Annotated in this window: 17 protein-coding genes, 1 tRNA gene and 1 riboswitch; of the genes, 10 read left to right on the top strand and 8 right to left on the bottom strand. The window is 73.7% G+C overall.

Annotated elements, in window-relative coordinates:
• The first annotated feature begins 240 nt into the window (after positions 1-240).
• The gene (locus OO52_RS20480; RefSeq protein ID WP_030646953.1) at positions 241-1,671 is read left to right on the top strand and encodes an MFS transporter; all 1,431 of its coding nucleotides are present in this window, start codon (positions 241-243) and stop codon (positions 1,669-1,671) included.
• A gap of 45 nt (positions 1,672-1,716) precedes the next feature.
• Positions 1,717-1,790, top strand: a tRNA-Pro gene (locus OO52_RS20485).
• Positions 1,791-1,846: 56 nt separating this feature from the next.
• Here the strand turns inward: OO52_RS20485 and OO52_RS20490 are convergent.
• Entirely contained in the window at positions 1,847-2,581 is a 735-nt protein-coding gene (locus OO52_RS20490) for an SDR family oxidoreductase (protein ID WP_030646955.1), read from the bottom strand.
• A gap of 366 nt (positions 2,582-2,947) precedes the next feature.
• Between OO52_RS20490 and OO52_RS20495 the strand changes: the two genes are divergently transcribed.
• From OO52_RS20495 to OO52_RS20510, 4 genes are all read left to right on the top strand, one after another.
• Positions 2,948-3,736, top strand: a complete 789-nt coding sequence (locus tag OO52_RS20495) for a LytR/AlgR family response regulator transcription factor (RefSeq protein ID WP_030646958.1) — start codon at positions 2,948-2,950, stop codon at positions 3,734-3,736.
• Between the two features lie 244 nt (positions 3,737-3,980).
• On the top strand, positions 3,981-4,223 hold the full coding sequence (locus OO52_RS52795; RefSeq protein WP_234317170.1) for a hypothetical protein: 243 nt from the start codon (positions 3,981-3,983) through the stop codon (positions 4,221-4,223).
• Positions 4,224-4,272: 49 nt separating this feature from the next.
• Positions 4,273-6,027 (top strand): cation acetate symporter, encoded by a 1,755-nt coding sequence (locus OO52_RS20505; RefSeq protein ID WP_030646962.1) that lies wholly within the window; start codon positions 4,273-4,275, stop codon positions 6,025-6,027.
• 55 nt (positions 6,028-6,082) lie between these two features.
• Positions 6,083-7,300: a sensor histidine kinase gene (locus OO52_RS20510; RefSeq protein WP_030646963.1), complete on the top strand. Its 1,218-nt coding sequence runs from the start codon at positions 6,083-6,085 to the stop codon at positions 7,298-7,300.
• A 45-nt stretch (positions 7,301-7,345) separates the two neighbouring features.
• On the opposite strand, the gene OO52_RS20515 is transcribed toward OO52_RS20510, so the two are convergent.
• The 7 genes from OO52_RS20515 to OO52_RS20545 all read right to left on the bottom strand — a co-directional run bounded on the left by OO52_RS20515 (position 7,346) and on the right by OO52_RS20545 (position 14,612).
• Positions 7,346-8,776: an amino acid permease gene (locus OO52_RS20515; protein ID WP_030646965.1), complete on the bottom strand. Its 1,431-nt coding sequence runs from the start codon at positions 8,774-8,776 to the stop codon at positions 7,346-7,348.
• A 222-nt stretch (positions 8,777-8,998) separates the two neighbouring features.
• Positions 8,999-9,694, bottom strand: coding sequence for a GntR family transcriptional regulator (locus tag OO52_RS20520; protein WP_030646967.1), 696 nt, complete (start codon positions 9,692-9,694; stop codon positions 8,999-9,001).
• Between the two features lie 23 nt (positions 9,695-9,717).
• Complete coding sequence (locus tag OO52_RS20525) at positions 9,718-10,719, bottom strand: proline racemase family protein (protein ID WP_030646969.1); 1,002 nt, start codon at positions 10,717-10,719, stop codon at positions 9,718-9,720.
• 13 nt (positions 10,720-10,732) lie between these two features.
• Positions 10,733-11,632, bottom strand: coding sequence for a dihydrodipicolinate synthase family protein (locus tag OO52_RS20530; RefSeq protein ID WP_030646971.1), 900 nt, complete (start codon positions 11,630-11,632; stop codon positions 10,733-10,735).
• A 130-nt stretch (positions 11,633-11,762) separates the two neighbouring features.
• Entirely contained in the window at positions 11,763-13,160 is a 1,398-nt protein-coding gene (locus OO52_RS20535) for an FAD-dependent oxidoreductase (protein WP_030646973.1), read from the bottom strand.
• Positions 13,153-13,455 carry a (2Fe-2S)-binding protein gene (locus tag OO52_RS20540; protein ID WP_030646975.1) on the bottom strand — a complete coding sequence of 101 codons (303 nt, stop codon included), beginning with the start codon at positions 13,453-13,455 and terminating at the stop codon, positions 13,153-13,155. The genes OO52_RS20535 and OO52_RS20540 overlap by 8 nt, the downstream gene beginning before the upstream one ends.
• Positions 13,452-14,612, bottom strand: a complete 1,161-nt coding sequence (locus tag OO52_RS20545; protein ID WP_030646976.1) for an NAD(P)/FAD-dependent oxidoreductase — start codon at positions 14,610-14,612, stop codon at positions 13,452-13,454. Before OO52_RS20545 ends, OO52_RS20540 begins: the two co-directional genes overlap by 4 nt.
• Before the next feature lie 139 nt (positions 14,613-14,751).
• On the opposite strand from OO52_RS20545, the gene OO52_RS54245 reads away from it, so the two are divergent.
• The 4 genes from OO52_RS54245 to OO52_RS20560 all read left to right on the top strand — a co-directional run bounded on the left by OO52_RS54245 (position 14,752) and on the right by OO52_RS20560 (position 18,144).
• Positions 14,752-14,865 carry a putative leader peptide gene (locus OO52_RS54245; protein WP_324608286.1) on the top strand — a complete coding sequence of 38 codons (114 nt, stop codon included), beginning with the start codon at positions 14,752-14,754 and terminating at the stop codon, positions 14,863-14,865.
• A 78-nt stretch (positions 14,866-14,943) separates the two neighbouring features.
• On the top strand, positions 14,944-15,831 hold the full coding sequence (locus OO52_RS20550) for a glutathione S-transferase C-terminal domain-containing protein (protein ID WP_030646978.1): 888 nt from the start codon (positions 14,944-14,946) through the stop codon (positions 15,829-15,831).
• Between the two features lie 77 nt (positions 15,832-15,908).
• A riboswitch (SAM riboswitch) is annotated at positions 15,909-16,019 on the top strand.
• 353 nt (positions 16,020-16,372) lie between these two features.
• Entirely contained in the window at positions 16,373-17,356 is a 984-nt protein-coding gene (locus tag OO52_RS20555; protein WP_030646980.1) for an amino acid ABC transporter permease, read from the top strand.
• The gene (locus tag OO52_RS20560; RefSeq protein WP_030646982.1) at positions 17,353-18,144 is read left to right on the top strand and encodes an amino acid ABC transporter ATP-binding protein; all 792 of its coding nucleotides are present in this window, start codon (positions 17,353-17,355) and stop codon (positions 18,142-18,144) included. Before OO52_RS20555 ends, OO52_RS20560 begins: the two co-directional genes overlap by 4 nt.
• Positions 18,145-18,193 lie beyond the last annotated feature (49 nt).

Consider the following 18,193-nt stretch of genomic DNA (forward strand, 5'->3'; position numbering starts at 1 on the left):
CTGCCTCCCGGGAGGGAATCGACTGGAACTGGAGGTCCACCTCCGCTACAGTGGAGGCGTACCTCCACTTTAGCAGTGCGGGGTCGTCTCCGCCGTGGCCGGACGCGGCCCGCGGGGCCGGCTCCCGGCACCCCGTGGCGCGGCCCGTACGACCGCGCCCCTCGGTACCCGACCCACTCGGGGCCGACCCTCCACGTCCTCGTTCTCCCTCCGCGTCCCTGATTTCGGAGAGGCTTCTTCATGCCCCGCGCGTCCACTCGCCTCACCTTCACGGTCCTCGCGACCGGTGCCGGCGTGTTCTCCATGCTCCAGTCGCTGATCGCGCCGGCCCTGCCGACCGTCCAACACGCCCTGCACACCTCGCAGTCCACCGCGACCTGGGTGATGACGGCCTATCTGCTGTCCGCCTCGGTCTTCACCCCGATCCTCGGCCGGGTCGGCGACCTCGTCGGCAAGAAACGGACCCTCGTCGCCGTCCTGGTGACCGTCCTCGCGGGCTGTCTCGTCGCCGCGCTGGCCCCGAACATCGGCGTGCTCATCATCGCCCGGGTCGTCCAGGGCGTCGGCGGCGCCCTGTTCCCGCTCTCCTTCGGCATCATCCGGGACGAGTTCGCCCCCGGCGAGGTCAGCGGCAGCATCAGCAACCTCTCCGCCGTGATCGCCGCCGGCGGCGGGGTCGGCATCGTGGCCGCCGGCCCGATCGTGTCCGCGCTCGACTACCGCTGGCTGTTCTGGATCCCGGTGGCGATCGTCGCCGCGACGGTCCTGATCGCACTGCGCTACGTCCCCGAGTCGCCCAAGCGGGCCGGAGGGAAGGTCAGTTGGAGCGGGGCCGTGCTGCTCTCCGGCTGGCTGGTGGCCCTGTTGCTGCCGCTGAGCCAGGCCGGGCAGTGGGGCTGGGGCTCGGCCAAGGTGCTCGGTCTGTTCGCCGCCGCCGTCGTGCTGTTCGGCGTCTGGCTGGTGACCGAGGCCCGCTCGCGCACCCCCCTCATCGACCTGCGGGTCCTGCGGCTGCCCGCGGTGTGGACGACCAACACGGCGGCGCTGCTGTTCGGCGCCGGCATGTACTCCATCTGGTCCTTCCTGCCGGGCTTCGTCCAGACGCCGTCCGCGGCCGGTTACGGCTTCGGCGCCAGCGTCACCGCGTCCGGTCTGCTCATGCTGCCGATGCTGGTCGCGATGTTCCTCTCCGGCGTCCTGTCGGGCCGCCTGGAGCCCCGCGTCGGCGCGAAGGCGCTGCTCACCACGGGTGCCGCGCTCGGTGCGGTGGCCTGCGGCTTCCTCACCCTGTGGCATGACGAGCAGTGGCAGGTGGCCGTCGTCTCGGGCCTGTTCGGCCTCGGCATCGGACTCGCCTTCGCCTCGATGGCCAACCTCATCGTGGGCAGCGTGCCGGTGGAGCAGACCGGCGCCGCGACCGGCATGAACGCCAACATCCGCACCATCGGCGGCTCGATCGGCGCCGCGCTCACCAGCGTCCTGGTCACGGGCCGGCTCCAGCCCTCGGGCCTGCCGTACGCCTCCGGCTACACCCACGGCTGGGCCCTGCTCGCCCTCCTCTGCCTGGCCGCGACCGGCGCCGCCCTCCTCGTCCCGGTCCGCCGCACCATCCGCCCGTCCGCCCCGGACACCGTACCGGGCCCGACACGGGCACCCGCCCAGGTGCGGTAGGGTTGACCTGCGTGATCACGCGGAACGCTCCGCGTGAGACCGCGGCGGGACGTGGCGCAGCTTGGTAGCGCACTTGACTGGGGGTCAAGGGGTCGCAGGTTCAAATCCTGTCGTCCCGACTCGTGGGAGTCGTGGATCAGGGCCGGTTCCGGAGCAATCCGGGACCGGCCCTGTCCTATGCGGTCCTCTCACCGAGCCAGTCCGCGAACGTCTGGGTGCCGCGGGGGCCGGTGCCGGTCGGGAGCAGGCCGCCACTGCTCATCCCGCCGGGGACGTACAGGGGCAGGACCGGGCGCCGGTGGGCGGCGCCCGCGGCGATGAGGCGCCGGGCCATGCCGGCCAGCGACTCCACCCGCGGGCCGGCCAGTTCGGGAGCCATCGCCCGCGGCGGCCCGGGCGCGATGTCGGCGAGGGCATCGGCCACTTCCCGTACGGCGACGGGCTGCACCCGCCCCGCCGGCACCACCGCGATCGGCCCGGGGACGCCGTCCAGCAGCTGACCCGCGAACTCGTGGAACTGCGTCGCCCGCAGAACGGTCCAGGGCACCGCCCCGCTCCGGACGATCTCCTCCTGCCGCAGCTTGCCCGCGTAGTACGGGTTCCTGACCCGGTCGACCCCCACGATCGACAGCGTCACGAGGTGCCGTACCCCGGCACGCCCGGCCGCCCCGACCAGGTGCCGTCCCGCCCTGTCGAAGAAGTCCACCGACACCGACCCGCGGGTCGTGGTCACATTGCTGACGTCGACCACCGCCTCGGCCCCGGCGAGCGCCGCGTCCAGCCCGGCCCCGCTCAGCAGGTCGACGCCCTGCCCGCGCGAGAGCACCACGGGCGCGTGTCCGCGAGCCCTCAGGGCCTCCACCACGAGCCGCCCGGCCAGCCCGGTACCCCCGGCAACCGCGATCTTCATGACTGCTCCTGTCCTCTGGACGCTGTACGGGACGAGGACGGCCGGGCGCCCCCGCAACGTGACACCTCCGCCTGTGATCAGGGGCACACCTGTACTCAGCCGGCGTCGGGCAGGGGCAGGCCCTGCCGGATCTGGCTGTCCGCCGTCGCCAGGCCTCCGACACCTGAAGCGCTTGAGGTCAAACGGGAACCCGGTGATGCGACGCGCGTCACCCGGAAAGGTGCAAGCCCCTTCTCGGCGGGGTGATCCCTCCGGGACGTCCGGTGGGGCGTTCCGTTGAACCCGTCGGTCCCCCTCCTCGTGCTCCTGCACGGGGGACACCGCACGCCCACGGCCCCCGCCCGTCCGCTTCCTGGGGGAGTCGCCATGCTTCGGGTGTTGGCCGTCGACGACGAGGAACCGGCACTCGCCGAACTGCTGTTCCTGCTGCGGGCCGATCCCCGAGTGCGGTCGGCGGAGGGGGTCCTCGAAGCGGCCGAGGCGCTGCGGCGGCTGGGCCGGCGAGGGGCGGAGGGCGCGGCGGACGTCGACGCGGTGTTCCTCGACATCCGCATGGCGGGGCTCAGCGGCCTGGACCTCGCCCGGCTTCTCGCCGGCCGCGCCGAGCCGCCCCGGGTCGTCTTCGTCACCGCCCACGCGGAGCACGAGGAGTACGCCCTCCGGGCGTCCGGGCTCCGGGCCGTCGACCACCTGCTCAAGCCGGTGCGGCGCGAGCGCCTGGCCGAGGCGGTCAGGCGGGTCGCCGAGCTGGTCGCGGCCGACCGCGCCGCCCACCCGGGGCGTCCCGGAACCTGGCCGCTCGCCGACCGCGTCCCGGTGGAGCGCGAGGGCGTCACCCGGTTCCTGTCCGTCGCCGACATCACCCACGCCGAGGCCCATGGCGACCACGCCCTGCTGCACACCCGCCAGGACAGCCACCTGGTGCGCGTTCCGTTGTCCACGCTGGAGGAGTGCTGGCGGGCGAAGGGCTTCGTGCGGATCCACCGGCGCCATCTCGTCTCCCTCGCCCGCATCGACGAGATACGGGTCGACGGGGGCCGGCTGACGGTCAGGATCGGCGCGTCGACGCTGGTCGTGAGCCGCCGGTGCGCCCGTGAACTGCGGGACCTACTGGTCGAGAAGGCCACGACGGACCCGCCCCGCAACGGTCGCTGACCGGAAGCTGTCGCTTTGGTTCCCTGATGCGTACACTCCACTGCGAAGTGTGATCATCGCGGTCGGAGGACGCGGCATGGGTGCACCTGGGACTCCTCGACGTGAAGTGGTCACGGGGACCCCGCGTGCGGCCGGCGCGGACCGCGGAGGCCGGGGAAGCCATGGAGGCCGAGGTCACGCCCGCCCCGGTGCCGTCCGCGCGAGCGAGGAGGGTCCGGCCGTCGAATCCCTCGCCCTCCGCGCCTTGATACGCCGTCAACTCCGGCTGGGGCTCCTCGCGTTCGGTCTGCTCGTCGTGCTCCTCGGGCCGCTGCCCCTCGTCTTCACGACCCTGCCGGACACGGGGAACCTTCCGGGCAGTGCCCTGATCGTCTGGGCCGTTCTCGGCGTCGCCGTCTACCCGGCGCTCGTCGTCATCGGCCGCTGGTACGTCGTACGCGCCGAACGCAACGAACGGGACACCGCGGACCTCGCCGAAAGGGCCTGACGGTGACCCACGCCCAGCGACACCGGCCCGGCCGCGCAGGGGCCGCCGGGTGAACCAGACGTACGGCATCGTGGCCGTGTCGGCGGCGGTCGTCGCGACCCTGGTGATCGGCTCGACGGGGCTGCGCATCTCCCGCACCACCTCCGACTTCTACGTCGCCTCCCGTACCGTTCCGCCGTACCTCAACGCCATGGCCATCAGCGGCGAGTACCTGTCGGCGGCCTCCTTCCTCGGCATCGCCGGACTCGTCGCCGCGGAGGGCGTCGAGATGCTCTGGTTCCCCGTGGGCTACGCAGCCGGCTACCTCGTGCTGCTCGTGTTCGTCGCCGCTCCGCTGCGCCGCTCCGGGGCGTACACCCTGCCCGACTTCGCCGACGCGCGGCTGGAGTCGAGGGCCGCCCGGCGCGTCGCCAGCGTGCTCGTCGTCGGCGTCGGCTGGCTCTACCTGCTGCCCCAGCTCCAGGGCGCGGGCCTCACCCTGGGCCTGGTCACCGGCGCACCGCGCTGGCTCGGCGGTGTGCTCGTCGCCGTCGTCGTCACCCTGGCCGTGGCGGCCGGCGGCATGCGCAGCATCACCTTCGTCCAGGCCTTCCAGTACTGCCTGAAACTGACCGCGCTGCTCGTGCCGGCGATCTTCCTGGTGCTCGCCTGGCACGGCGACCCGCGCCCCGCCGACGCCCTGGACGAGCCGCCGACCTTCCGCCGGCACACCCAGGTCACCGTCGAGACCACCATCCGCATCAGGCTCGAGGAACCGCTGCGGGCCGTCGCGACCGGCTCCGTGGACGGACGGGACTACGACGACGGCCGCCTGCTGCTGGACCCCGGGGTGCACGAGGTCCGGGCCGGGACGACGCTCCGGTTCCCGCCGAACTCCCCGGTGCCCGAGCGAGAGTCCGACGACGGACGGCGCACCGGAGCCTCCAGTTGGGCGGCGCCCCTGTCGGGCGGCAAGGACGACCACCCGCTGTACACGACGTACGGGCTGATCTTCGCCACCTTCCTCGGCACCATGGGACTGCCCCACGTCCTCGTCCGCTTCTACACCAACCCCGACGGCCGCGCCGCCCGGCGCACCACCGTGATCGTGCTCGCCCTGGTCGGCGGCTTCTATCTGCTGCCGCCCCTCTACGGCCTGCTCGGCCGGATCTACGCCCCCGACCTGCTGCTCACCGGCACCACGGACGCCGCCGTGCTCGTCCTGCCGGAACGGCTCGTCGGCGGCCCGGGCGGCGATCTGCTCGGCGCGCTGATCGCCGCCGGCGCCTGTGCCGCCTTCCTGTCCACCGCCTCCGGGCTCACCCTGTCCGTCGCGGGCGTGCTCAGCCAGGACGTACTGCCCTCACTCGGCGTCCGCCACTTCCGGCTGGCGACGCTCCTGGCGGTCGCCGTGCCCGTCACGGTGAGCGTGGCCGCCGGCAACCTCCCCGTCGCCAATGCCGTGGGCCTCGCCTTCGCGGTGGCCGCCTCCTCCTTCTGCCCGCTGCTGGTGCTCGGCATCTGGTGGCGCGGACTCACCGCGCCCGGCGCCATCGCGGGGCTGCTCACCGGCGGCGGCAGCGCCCTCGTCGCGGTCGCCCTGACCATCGCCGGGCCCCTGACCGACGGCTGGGCGCACACCCTGCTCGCCTGGCCGGCCGTGTGGTCCGTACCGCTCGGCTTCCTGACCATGATCCTGGTCTCCCTGGCCACCCGGGACCGGATCCCGCCCGGCACCGAGGCCGCCATGGCCCGCCTCCACCTGCCCGAACGCCCCGCCGGCCAGGGCGCGCCCCCCACCCGCCGAGGAGTGACCACCCCATGACGACCCACCGGCCCGCCGCCGACAGGGCCTCCGCGTGCACGAACGGGACACGCGCATGAACGGGCTCGCCCTGCTCGCCGCCGGCGCCCCGCTCTTGTTCGCCGGGGGCCTCGCCGCCGGGCGCCTGCTGGCCCGCCGCGCCGCCGAGGGCGGCACGGACTCCGGTACTCCCGTGGAACGCGCCACCTTCCACACCCTGCACACCGCGTCCCTGGCGGCACCCCCGCTGCGCGCCGGGCTCACCGAGGACGCGGCCCGCAAGGCGGTACGACGGCTCCGGCCGCTGTTCGGTACGGCCGCGCTCGGCCTCACCGACCGGGACCGGCCGCTGGCCTGGGACGGACCGGGCCGGCATCACGAGGACACCGTCGTGGACCGGGTCCGTCAGGTGCTGGACTCCGGCCGCGCCCAGACCTTCGCCGTCGGCTGCCCGGACCCGGACTGTCCCGTGCGCTGGGGTGCCGCCGTGCCGCTCACCGTCGACCGGCGGGTGCTCGGCGCCCTCGTCGTGCTCGGCGTCCGGGAGTCGGCGTCCCTGCTCCGGGCCGCCGAGGAGGTGGCGCGCTGGGTCTCCGTACAGCTCGAACTCGCCGAGCTGGACCGGGCCCGCACGGGGCTGATCGAGGCGGAGATCCGGGCGCTGCGCGCGCAGATCTCCCCGCACTTCATCTACAACTCCCTCGCGGCGATCGCCTCGTTCGTCCGCACCGACCCCGAGCGGGCGCGCGAACTCCTCCTGGAGTTCGCCGACTTCACCCGCTACTCCTTCCGCCGGCACGGTGAGTTCACCACCCTCGCCGAGGAGCTGCGTTCCATCGAGCAGTTCCTGGAGCTGGTCCGCGCCCGGTTCGGGCAGCGGCTGCGGGTGACCCTCCAGATCGCCCCCGAGGTGCTGCCCGTGACGGTGCCCTTCCTGTGCCTCCAGCCGCTCGTGGAGAACGCGGTCAAGCACGGGCTGGAGGAGAGCGTCGAGCGCAGCCGGATCAGTATCACCGCGCTGGACGAGGGGGCGCTGGCCCGCATCGTCATCGAGGACAACGGAGTCGGCATGGAGCCCGACCGGCTGCGCGGGATCCTGCGCGGCGAGGGCAGCCCCTCGACGGGCATCGGGCTGCGCAACGTCGACGAGCGGCTGCGGCAGGTCTACGGCGACGACCACGGGCTGGTGATCGAGACCGGCGTCGGAGCCGGCATGAAGATCACGATCCGCATCCCCAAGTACCGGCCCGGAGTCCACAGCACGCCCCCGCGCACGGCGACGGGCAGCGCCTGACGGGCCGGCGGCGACCAGGCGGTCCGGCACCGGGACAGTCCGCGTCTATGGCACCTCGACCGCGGACGTCCGCTTGCGCTGCCGCCGGGCCGCCATCACCGCGTAGACGATGATCCCGACGAACAGGAACAGCACGCCCTGGTAGACCGCCGCGTAGCCGGCGCCCGCCATCAGCCAGACCGAGAAGGCGGCGGCCACCGCGGTGACCACGCAGTCGCGCACCAGCCTGGCCCGGTCGACCGCCTCGGGACGGCCGGACACGAGGTGGAAGATCTGCGCGGCGGTGGCCAGCAGGTACGGCACGGTCGCGGTGAACGTGGTGACCAGGACCAGGACCTCGAAGACCTTGCCCGAACCCGACAGGTAGTTGTAGACGGTGAGCAGCGAGGCGAGGACGACCGTCACGCCCACCCCGACCGTGGGCACGCCCCGCCGCCGGCGCGTGAAGGCGCTCGGGAACAGGCCGTCGCGGGCCGCCGCGTACGGCGTCTGGGCGCTCAGCAGGGTCCAGCCGTTGAGGCAGCCGGTCATCGACACCAGGGCGGCGAGCGCCACCGCCGTACCGCCCCAGCTGCCGCCGAACATCGTGTTCACGGCGTCCGAGAACGGCGCGGTGGAGGTCACCAGACGGTCGTGCGCGACCGTGCCGAACACGGACAGCGTGCCCAGCAGGTACACCAGCGCGGCGCCCGCCGTGCCGATCACGGTGGCACGCCCCACGTTGCGGCGGGCGTTCCTGACCTCGCCCGCGCTGACGGCGGCGGACTCCACCCCGAGGTAGGAGAAGAGCAGCAGGGCGGCGGAGGCCGAGACCGCGCCGATCGCGCCGTGGCCACTGGAGTTGAACGGGCCGAGGCGGTCCGGGTCGAAGAAGAACAGTCCGCCGACCGCGACGAGCAGCAGCGGTACGAACTTCAGCACCGTGGACACCAGCTGCACGGCACCCACGTACCGGGTGCCCGCGAAGTTGGCGAGGGCGGGCAGCCACTGGAGGGCCAGCGCGGCCAGGCAGGCGGTCCAGCGGTGCCCGTTCACCGGGATCAGCACGTCGAGGTAGCCGACGGCGGCCACGGCGAGCGCGGCGTTCGACACCCAGGTGGTGATCCAGTACGACCAGGCCGCCAGGAATCCCGCGAAGTCGCCGAACGCCTCGCGGGCGTAGACGTAGGGGCCGCCGGTGCGCGGGTCGCGCGCGGCGAGCCGGCCGAAGACCAGGGCCAGCGCGATGGCGCCGACGGTCAGCACCCCGAAGGCGACCAGGCTGACCGTGCCGTAGGGGGCGATGGAGGCGGGGAGCAGGAAGATGCCGCCGCCGATGATGTTGCCCATGACCAGCGCGGTGGCGACGGGCAGGCCGAACCGGCGGGCATGCCTGCCGGTGTCGCCGTGCGGGTCCTCGACGGGAGCGGTGGGGGTCTCCGCGGGGATCTCCGCGGGGGCCGGAGCCGACTGCGGGACGGTTCCGGTGTTGTGCATGGGTGGTGCGCCTCTCATGGAACTGACGTTCCCGGGATCACCGGGACGCGTCCCATGGTCGGGGATGTGCCGATGTGGCTCAAAATCGCCGGTTGTTGTCCGGTGTGGGCGGCCTGAGCATGAAAAAAGCGTCGTGGTGAGGTGTTCGCACCGCGAGATGTCCGGCACTCCCGCGGGGGCCGGTCCGGCCCTCTCCCTCGGGCCGGCCCGGCCCGGGCGCGGTCACTCCGTCGCCGCCCACAGGCTGCGCACATGCCCCAGGTGCCGGGTCATGATCGTGTGTACGCCCTTCGCGTCGCGCTCCAGCAGGGCGTCCAGCAGCTCCAGGTGCTCCTCGGCGGAGGCGAGCAGCCGGCCCGCCTCCACCAGCGCGGTCAGGCCGTACAGGCGGGAGCGTTTGCGCAGGTCGGCGACGACCTCGACCAGGTGGGCATTGCCCGCCAGGGCGAGCAGCCCGAGGTGGAAGCGGGTGTCGGCCTCGACATAGGCGATCAGGTCGCCCGCCACCGCGGCGGTGACGATCTCCCGGGCCGCCGGGCGCAGCGCCTCCAGGGAGACGCGGTCGGCCGTGCGGGCCAGGTCCACCACGGTGGGGATCTCGATGAGCGCCCTGATGTGCGTGTACTCGTCGAGCTGTCTGTCCGAGACGGCGGTGACCCGGAAGCCCTTGTTGGGCACGGTGTCGACCAGCCCCTCCTTCGCCAGGTCGAGCATCGCCTCCCGCACCGGCGTCGCCGAGACGCCGAACCGGGCGGCCAGCGAGGGCGCCGAGTACACCTCACCCGGCCGCAGCTCGCCCGCGATCAGCGCGGCCCGCAGGGCGTCCGCGACCCGCTCGCGGTAGCTGCTCCGCCGGCCGCCCAGCCGGGGGAGCGCGGGCATCTGTGCACCCTGGGTGTTCTGTGCCATGTCACGCATCACCGGGGTGAGTCTAGAGGAAGCTAGAGGACGAACCCTTCCGGGAACGGATCGGTCGGGTCCAGCAGATACTGCGCGGTCCCCGTGATCCACGCGCGGCCGGTGAAGCTGGGCAGCACGGCCGGCACCCCGCCGACCTCCGCCGTCCCCAGCAGCCGGCCGGTGAAGCGGGTGCCGATGAACGACTCGTTCACGAACTCGGTGTGCAGCGGGAGTTCGCCCCGCGCGTGCAGTTGCGCCATGCGCGCGCTGGTCCCCGTGCCGCACGGGGAGCGGTCGAACCAGCCCGGATGGATGACCATGGCGTGCCGGGAGCGCCGGGCCGTGGCGCCGGGCGCGTACAGGTGGACGTGATGGCAGCCGCGGATGGACGGGTCCTCCGGATGCACCGGCTCCGCCTCCGCGTTGATCGCGTCCATCAGGGACAGGCCGGCCGCGAGGATGTCGTCCTTGCGGGCACGGTCGAAGGGCAGCCCGAAGGCGTCGAGCGGCAGGATCGCGTAGAAGTTGCCGCCGTAGGCCAGGTCGTAGGTGACGGTACGCCCGTCCGGCAAGGTGATCTCGCGGTCCAGCGCGACGGCGAACGACGGCACGTTCCTCAGCGTCACGTTCCGCGCGGCGCCGTCCTCCACCGCGACCTCGGCGACCACGACCCCGGCCGGGGTGTCGAGCCGGATCGTGGTCACCGGTTCCGTGACCGCCACCATGCCGGTCTCGACCAGCACGGTCGCGACGCCGATCGTGCCGTGCCCGCACATCGGCAGATAGCCGGAGACCTCGATGTAGACCACGCCCCAGTCGCAGTCCGGGCGGGTCGGCGGCTGCAGGATCGCGCCGCTCATCGCGGCGTGCCCGCGCGGCTCGTTCATCAGCAACCGCTTCACGTCGTCGCGGTGTTCACGGAACCACAACCGCCGTTCGTTCATGGTCGCCCCGGGGACGGTGCCGATCCCGCCGGTGATCACGCGGGTCGGCATGCCCTCGGTGTGCGAGTCGACGGCGTGCAGGACGAGCTTGCTGCGCATGGTCCGGCTCCTCTCACGCCAGGCCGGCGGCGACGGCCTTCTCGGTGGCTGCGCGGACCGCGGCCTCCTGCTCGGGCAGCAGCGGCACGCGCGGCGGGCGCACCGGGCCGCCGTACCGTCCGACGACGTCCATGGAGAGCTTGATCGCCTGGACGAACTCCGTCTTCGAGTCCCAGCGCAGCAGCGGGTGGAGCTGCCGGTACAGGGGGAGCGCGGTGGTGAGGTCACCGGCGAGCGCGGCCCGGTACAACTCCGCCGAGGCGCGCGGCAGCGCGTTCGGATAGCCGGCCACCCAGCCCTTGGCGCCGGCCACCGCAAGCTCCAGCAGTACGTCGTCGGCACCGATCAACAGGTCCAGCTCCGGGGCGAGTTCGGCGATGCGGTAGGCGCGGCGGACGTCACCGGAGAACTCCTTGACCGCGTGGACGAGCCCCTCGCCGTGCAGCCGGGCGAGGAGTTCGGGCACCAGGTCGACCTTGGTGTCGATCGGGTTGTTGTACGCCACCACCGGCAGGCCCGCCTTCGCCACCTCCGCGTAGTGGGCGAGGACCGACCGCTCGTCGGCGCGGTAGGCGTTGGGCGGCAGCAGCATCACCGACGCGCAGCCGGCCTCGGCCGCCCGCTCGGCCCAGCGGCGGGCCTCGGCCGAGCCGTAGGCGGCGACGCCCGGCATCACCCGCTCCCCGCCGATCGCGGCCACGGCGGTCTCCACGACCCGGGCGCGCTCCTCGGGGGTGAGTACCTGGTACTCGCCGAGCGAGCCGTTCGGTACGACGCCGTCGCAGCCGCCCGCGACGAGCCAGGCGCAGTGCTCGGCGTAGCGGTCGAGGTCGACGGAGAGGTCGGCGCGCAGGGGCAGGGCGGTGGCGACGAGGATGCCGCGCCAGGGGCGGTGGTGCTCCGGGTTGCTCATGAGTGATCCCTCATTCAGTGGGGTGTGACATATTACTGAGCGGTACGGGAGACGGGTAGGTCGCTGGGGAGGCGGGCCCGGGCTTCGGAAAGCGACCGGGAGGCCGACCTCGCCGTCCGGGTGGCCGGCCTCACTCCGCCTCCGGCAGGGCGGCCAGGACGCCGAGCGGTACCGGCCGGGCGAACGGACGTCGTCCGGGGCCGGGCGGGCAGCCGGTCAGGCCCGCCACCGCGGGCGCGCACATCCGCCCCTGGCACCAGCCCATCCCGGCCCGGGTGAGCAGCTTCACGGTGCGCAGGTCCCCGGCGCCGAGCGAGCCGACGGCCCCGCGCACCTCCCCGGCGGTGACCTCCTCGCAGCGGCACACCACCGTCTCGTCCGGGACCCGGTCCGCCCAGCCCGCCGGCGGGGCGTACACCGCGTCCAGGGCCGTGGCGAACTCCCGCAGCCGGGTCCGGGACCGGGCGGCGGCGGCCCAGCCGCGCGGGTCGGGGGCGGTACCGTGCAGCCGGGCGGCGGCCGAGCGCCCGGCGATGTGCCCCTCGGCGAGCGCGAGCGCCGCGCCGCCGACGCCGGTGGCCTCCCCGGCCGCCCAGACGCCGGGCACATCGGTGCGCTGCTCGGCGTCGACCCGTACGGCGGTGCCGGACAGGGCGCAGCCGAGGGTCTCGGCGAGGTCGGTGTGGGGCAGCATGCCGTGGCCCACGGCGAGGGTGTCGCAGGGAATGCGCCGGGTGCTGCCGGGCCGCAGCCGTCCGTCCCGGCCGAGCGCGGCCACCGTCACCGCCTCCAGCCGGTCGGTGCCGTGCGCCGCCACGACGGTGTGCCGGGCCAGGGCGCGCACGCCGTGCCTCAGCAGCCGGGCCGCGTAGCCGGCGCCCTCGGCCAGTTTGCCGGGCTGTGCGGCCAGGGCGGGCGCCCGGTGGAGCAGCGCCGCGGGACCGGCGGACTCCACCAGCGCGGCGACGCGTGCGCCGGCCGCGGCGAGCCCGGCGGCGACCGGCAGCAGCAGCGGTCCGGTCCCGGCCACCACCACCGTGCGGCCGGGCAGCACCAGGCCGCCCTTGAGCATGGCCTGCGCGCCGCCCGCGGTCACGACCCCGGGCAGCGTCCAGCCGGGAAAGGGCAGGACGTGTTCGTACCCGCCGGTGGCGAGCAGGACCCCGTCGGCGTGCACGGTGACGCCGTCCTCCTGCGCGGGGCCGAGCAGGGCGTGCACGGCGAACCCTCCGGAGGCGGAGTCCCGCTCCACGCACCACACATGGTGGTCCGTGAGGTGGGTGATCCGGCCGGCCGCGCGGTGCCGGTCCAGGCCGTCCCGCAGCCGCTCCCAGGTGCGCCACTGGTGGTGCAGGGCCTGCGGCCGGCGTGCGCCGAGAGCGGCGGCCGGCTGCCGGTAGAACTGTCCGCCGGCCTGGTCGGCGGCGTCGACCAGGGTCACCCGGACGCCCCGTGCGGCCGCCGCCAGCGCCGCGGCGAGCCCGGCCGGGCCCGCGCCGACGACGGCGAGGCGCGGTCGTTCAGTCATCGTCCCGGCCCGTCCCCTCCTGCGTGCGGATGTCGTCTCCCGGGCGTACCGGCACCAGGCAAGCCCGTTGGTTGGGGCGGCCGTTGACGGTGACCAGGCAGTCGAAGCACACCCCGATCCCGCAGAACACCCCGCGGGGGCGCCCGGCGCCCCGCGTGCTGCGCCAGGCCGTCACGCCGGCCGCCCACAGCGCCGCCGCGACGGTCTGGCCCGGCAGCGCCTCCAGGGGCCGGCCGTCGAAGGTCACCGTGCAGGCCGGGCCCGGCCGGGCCCGGGTCAACTCCCTCGGGTTCACTGGAGGTCGCCTCCCTCGGTGTCGAACCGCTCCGGACGGAACGGCGTGAGGTCCAGCTCCGGCGCCTTCCCGGTGAGCGCCTGGGCGATCAACTGCCCGGTGCCGGGGGCGAGTCCGATGCCGGCGCCCTCGTGCCCGCAGGCGTGGAACAGGCCGGGCACCCGCGGATCGGGCCCGATCGCCGGCAGGTGGTCCGGCAGGTACGGCCGGAAGCCCGCGTACGTGCGCAGCGCGCGGACCCGTTCCAGGAAGGGGAACAGCCCGATCGCCCCGGTGGCGAGCGCTCGCATCGCGGTCAGCGACAACGAGCGGTCGAAGCCGACCCGTTCCCGGGTGGCGCCGATCAGCACCGGACCGGCGGCCGTGCCCTCCACGACCGGTGAGCTGCGCAGGGCGGCCGAGTCGCTGGCCACGTCGGCCACGTAGTCCGCGGCGTACACCTTGTGCCGGACCATGCGCGGCAGCGGCTCGGTGACCAGCACGAAGCCGCGCCGGGGGAGCACCGGCAGCCGGACGCCGGCGAGCGAGGCGAGGTCCCCGCCCCAGGTGCCGGCCGCGTTCACCACCGCCGGTGCGTGGATGTCGCCCCGGTCGGTGCGGACGCCGTACACCGCTCCCCGCGCCGTGCGCAGCACCCCGGTCACCGTACGGCCGGTGTGCAGGGTGGCGCCGGAGGCGCGGACCAGGTGCGCGGCGGCCAGCGCGGGCATGACCTGCGCGTCCTGCGGATAGTGCACCCCGCCCGCCATTCCGGGCGCCAAATGCGGTTCCAGCTCTGCGAGTTGATCGGCGTCGACCGGTACGGCGGTGACGCCGGCGGCCCGCTGGTCCGCGGCGAAGTCGCGCAGCGCGGCCAGGGTGCCGGGCGCCGGGGCGACCACGAGGCCGCCCTTGGCCTCGTACTCGATCGCGGCGCCCAGCTCTCGCGCCAGTCCCGCCCACAACCGGGCCGACAGCAGCGCGAGTTCGAGTTCCGGGCCCGGCTCCTTGTCGGAGACGAGCAGGTTGCCCTCGCCGGCGCCGGTGGTGCCGCCGGCCACCGGGCCCCGGTCCACCAGCCGTACGTCGAGGCCGGCGCGCGCGGCGTACAGGGCGCAGGCCGCGCCCGTCATTCCGGCCCCGACGACCACGACATCGCAGGTCAGTCGCTTCGCCACGCCAGTACTATGTCACATGTTTCTCTCTCTGAGGAGTCCCCGGCGCCGCCTCCGATTCCCAGGCGTGGACGCCCCCTTGACGTCGTACGGAGCCCGATCGACACTCCAGGGAGGAATCCTAGTGAACAGGTAGGGAATCATGGCGCGCCGCGAAACGGGCACCGGCCGGACGCCGTTGCGCGCACCCCTGCTCACCTCCCGTCGCCACATCGACCTGCAGCGCGTCTGCAGCGCGATCAGCCGCCACCGCTGAGCCGGGCCCCCTCCGCCCGCCGACCGGTCGCGCCCGCGCCGGCGCGCCCCTCCGCACACCCACCACCCGGGGAGACGCATGTCCATCACTCCGCTCGCCGCCGTCCCGTCCGTCCGCGGTACCGCGCCCGTCTTCCGGGGCCGGATCGGCCGCGACGCGCGCAGCGGCCACTACGCCGTGCCGCACCGCTACCGGCTCCACCTGTCGACCGCCTGCCCCGACGGACTGCGCCTCGCCGTCGGCCACAGCCTGCTCGGCCTGGACGCCCACTGTCCCGTCACCCTCCTGCCCGCGGTCCCGGACTGTCCCGGCGGCGGCCACGCGGCGCTCCGCCCGCTCTACGAGGCGAGCGCCCACCACTACACCGGCCCGGCGCTCGCGCCCGTGCTCAGCGACGACTGGTCCGGACGCATCGTCAGCACCCACACCCCCGACATCCTGCGCGACCTGGACCGGTTCCGGCCGGGCGGTCCCACCTGTCTATACCCCTCCGGCCTGGAGTCCGTGATCGAGGCAGTCGAGCGGATGTGCGCCGAGGGCATCGAGGAGGCCGCGCAGCGCGCCGGACGCGCCGGTGCCGGTCCGGCCGAACGGGCCGCCGCCCTCGACGTGCTGCTGGCCACCCTGGGCCGGCTGGAGCGACGGCTGAGCGGCGAGGAGTACCTGGCCGACGACCGGCTCACCGCCGCCGACATGGAGCTGTGGGTGAGCCTGGTGCAGCTCGACACCGTCCACCGCTGCCACCTCGATGCCTCCGCCGTGCACCGCATCGCCGGCCACCGCGCCCTGTGGGCCTACGCCCGCCGCCTCGCCGCCCACCCCGCCTTCGGCCGCCACCTCGACCTCGACGGCATCGCCCGCCGCCACCACGGTCGCTGCCAGGGGCTGGAGGCCGCCGGAGCCGCTGTCCAGATCCTGGACTGGGCCGGCCACGCCGCGGACGCTCCGGACGCTTCGCGCAGGTGAGAGCGCGCCTTGGAAGTCCACTGGGCGGACGGCCGTTGACATTCGAACGGGCAACTGCCTTACTTACGGCTCAGAACGGTCATGAGCGTCAGCGCCAAGCCCTGGCTCGCTGACCGGCAACCCTCGCACCGCGGTGGGGTGCCCCAGGTGACGACCGGACCGGATGACGTTTTCGGTAAGCGCGAGGCCCACCCGGGCCGGAACAGTGACAGGTGACGCCATGTACGCAGCTCCCAGGACGGCCGCGAGCCGCCCCCAGGGCTGCGTACCGTCGTACGCCGGTCTCCTCGTCGCCGACCGCGCCGTCGATCTGCTCCGCGTGAACAGCGCACTGTGTACCGCACCGGGCTCTGCCCGCTGTCAGGGCTGACGTCTCCTCCCAGCCCCCGCGTTCCCGCCGCACACCGTCCGTCGGGTGTGCCGTTGTCCGCCCAGCCCCCGGTTCCGCGCCTGTCCGTGCGCCGCCTCGTGCCGCAGTGCCGTCGTGGCCCACCTCCGCTCCCGCGCGGCCCCGGGGTGACCGACTCCGCCGGAGCCCGCCATGAGTGAACCCCCAGGCGCCGCCGTCTCCCTAGCCGAGGCGCCTCCCGTCACAGACGTACCGTCACATCACCTATCCGCCCAACGAGTTCAGCCACTGCGCCGCCCCGGCCGGTGGATCGTCACCGCCGTCGTCCTCGTGCTCGTCGCGCAGATCCTCCACGGGCTGGTGACCAACCCCTTCTACCAGTGGGACCGCTTCCGTTACTGGTTCCTGCGCCCCACCGTCCTCGACGGCCTCCTCGTCACCCTCGAAGTCGCCGCGCTCAGCGCCGCCCTGGGGCTCCTCGGCGGCGTCCTGCTGGCACTCGCCCGGCTCTCCGGAAGCCCGGTGCTGCGCGCGGTGAGCTGGACCTACACCTGGCTGTTCCGCTCCGTACCGCTCATCGTCGTACTGATCTTCCTCTACAACTTCAGTGCCCTGTACAGGACGTTGAGCATCGGTGTGCCGTTCGGGCCCGCCTTCGTCACCTTCGACGAGTCGAGACTGGCCACCGACATGACGATCGCCGTCATCGGCCTCAGCCTCAACGAGGCGGCGTACGCGGCCGAGGTGGTCCGCGGCGGCATCCTCGCCGTCGACCAGGGACAGCACGAGGCGGCCGCCGCGCTCGGCCTGCCCAAGGGCTACCAGTTCCGCAGGATCGTCTTCCCGCAGGCCCTCAGGTCCATCACCCCGAACTACGTCAACCAGCTCATCGGCCTCATCAAGAGCACGTCCCTGGTCTTCTACGTGTCGCTGCTCGACCTGTTCGGCGCGGTGCAGTCGATGGGCAGCACCTACCCAGGTGACGTCGTGCCGCTGCTGATGGTCGCCACCGTCTGGTACCTGATCCTGACCAGCGCCGTGTCCGTCGTCCAGTTCTACGTCGAGCGGTACTACGCCCGGGGCGCCACCCGCGCCCTGCCGCCGACCCCGTTGCAGAAGGCCCGGGCCGGCCTCGCCGGCCTGCGGGCCCGGCTGAGCCGGGAGGCCGCCGTATGACCACCGCGCAGACCCTGCCGAAGACCGCCCCCGCCGCCCTCGAAGTGCACGGCGTCCACAAGTGGTACGGCTCCCACCGCGTCCTCGACGGCATCGACCTGACCGTCCGCCCCGGGGAGGTCACGGTGATCATCGGGCCGTCCGGCTCCGGCAAGTCCACGCTGCTCAGGGTCGTCAACCACCTGGAGAAGCCCGAGATGGGCCACGTCAGCGTGGGCGGCGAACCGATCGGGGTGAAGCGGCACGGGGACCGGCTCAAGGAACTCAGCGAGCGGGCCATCCTCGCCCAGCGCAGCCGGATCGGCTTCGTCTTCCAGAACTTCAACCTCTTCCCGCACCTGACCGTCCTGGAGAACGTCGCCGCTGCCCCCGTCGCCACCGGCAGGCTGAGCAGGGCGGCGGCCCGGGAACTCGCCCGGGAACTCCTCGACCGCGTCGGCCTCGGCGCCAGGACCGGCGCCTACCCGCGGCAGTTGTCCGGCGGCCAGCAGCAGCGCGTCGCCATCGCCCGCGCCCTCGCCCTGCGGCCCGGGATCATCCTCTTCGACGAGCCGACCTCGGCGCTCGACCCCGAACTCGTCAGCGAGGTGCTGGCCGTCATCAAGGACCTGGCGACCAGCGGCACCACCCTCGTCATCGTCACCCACGAGATCGGTTTCGCCCGCGAGGTCGCCGACCGGGTCGTCTTCATCGACGGCGGACGGATCGTCGAACAGGGCCCGCCCGGCGAGGTGCTGGACCGGCCTCGGCACGCACGGACCCGGGAATTCCTCGGCAAGGTGCTCTGACCGCGCCGCCCCGGCCCGCCACGACACCCCGCTCACCTCTTCCATCGCT

Origin of the sequence: Streptomyces flaveolus, assembly GCF_000716535.1 — a bacterium.
Lineage (GTDB): Bacteria > Actinomycetota > Actinomycetes > Streptomycetales > Streptomycetaceae > Streptomyces > Streptomyces flaveolus_A.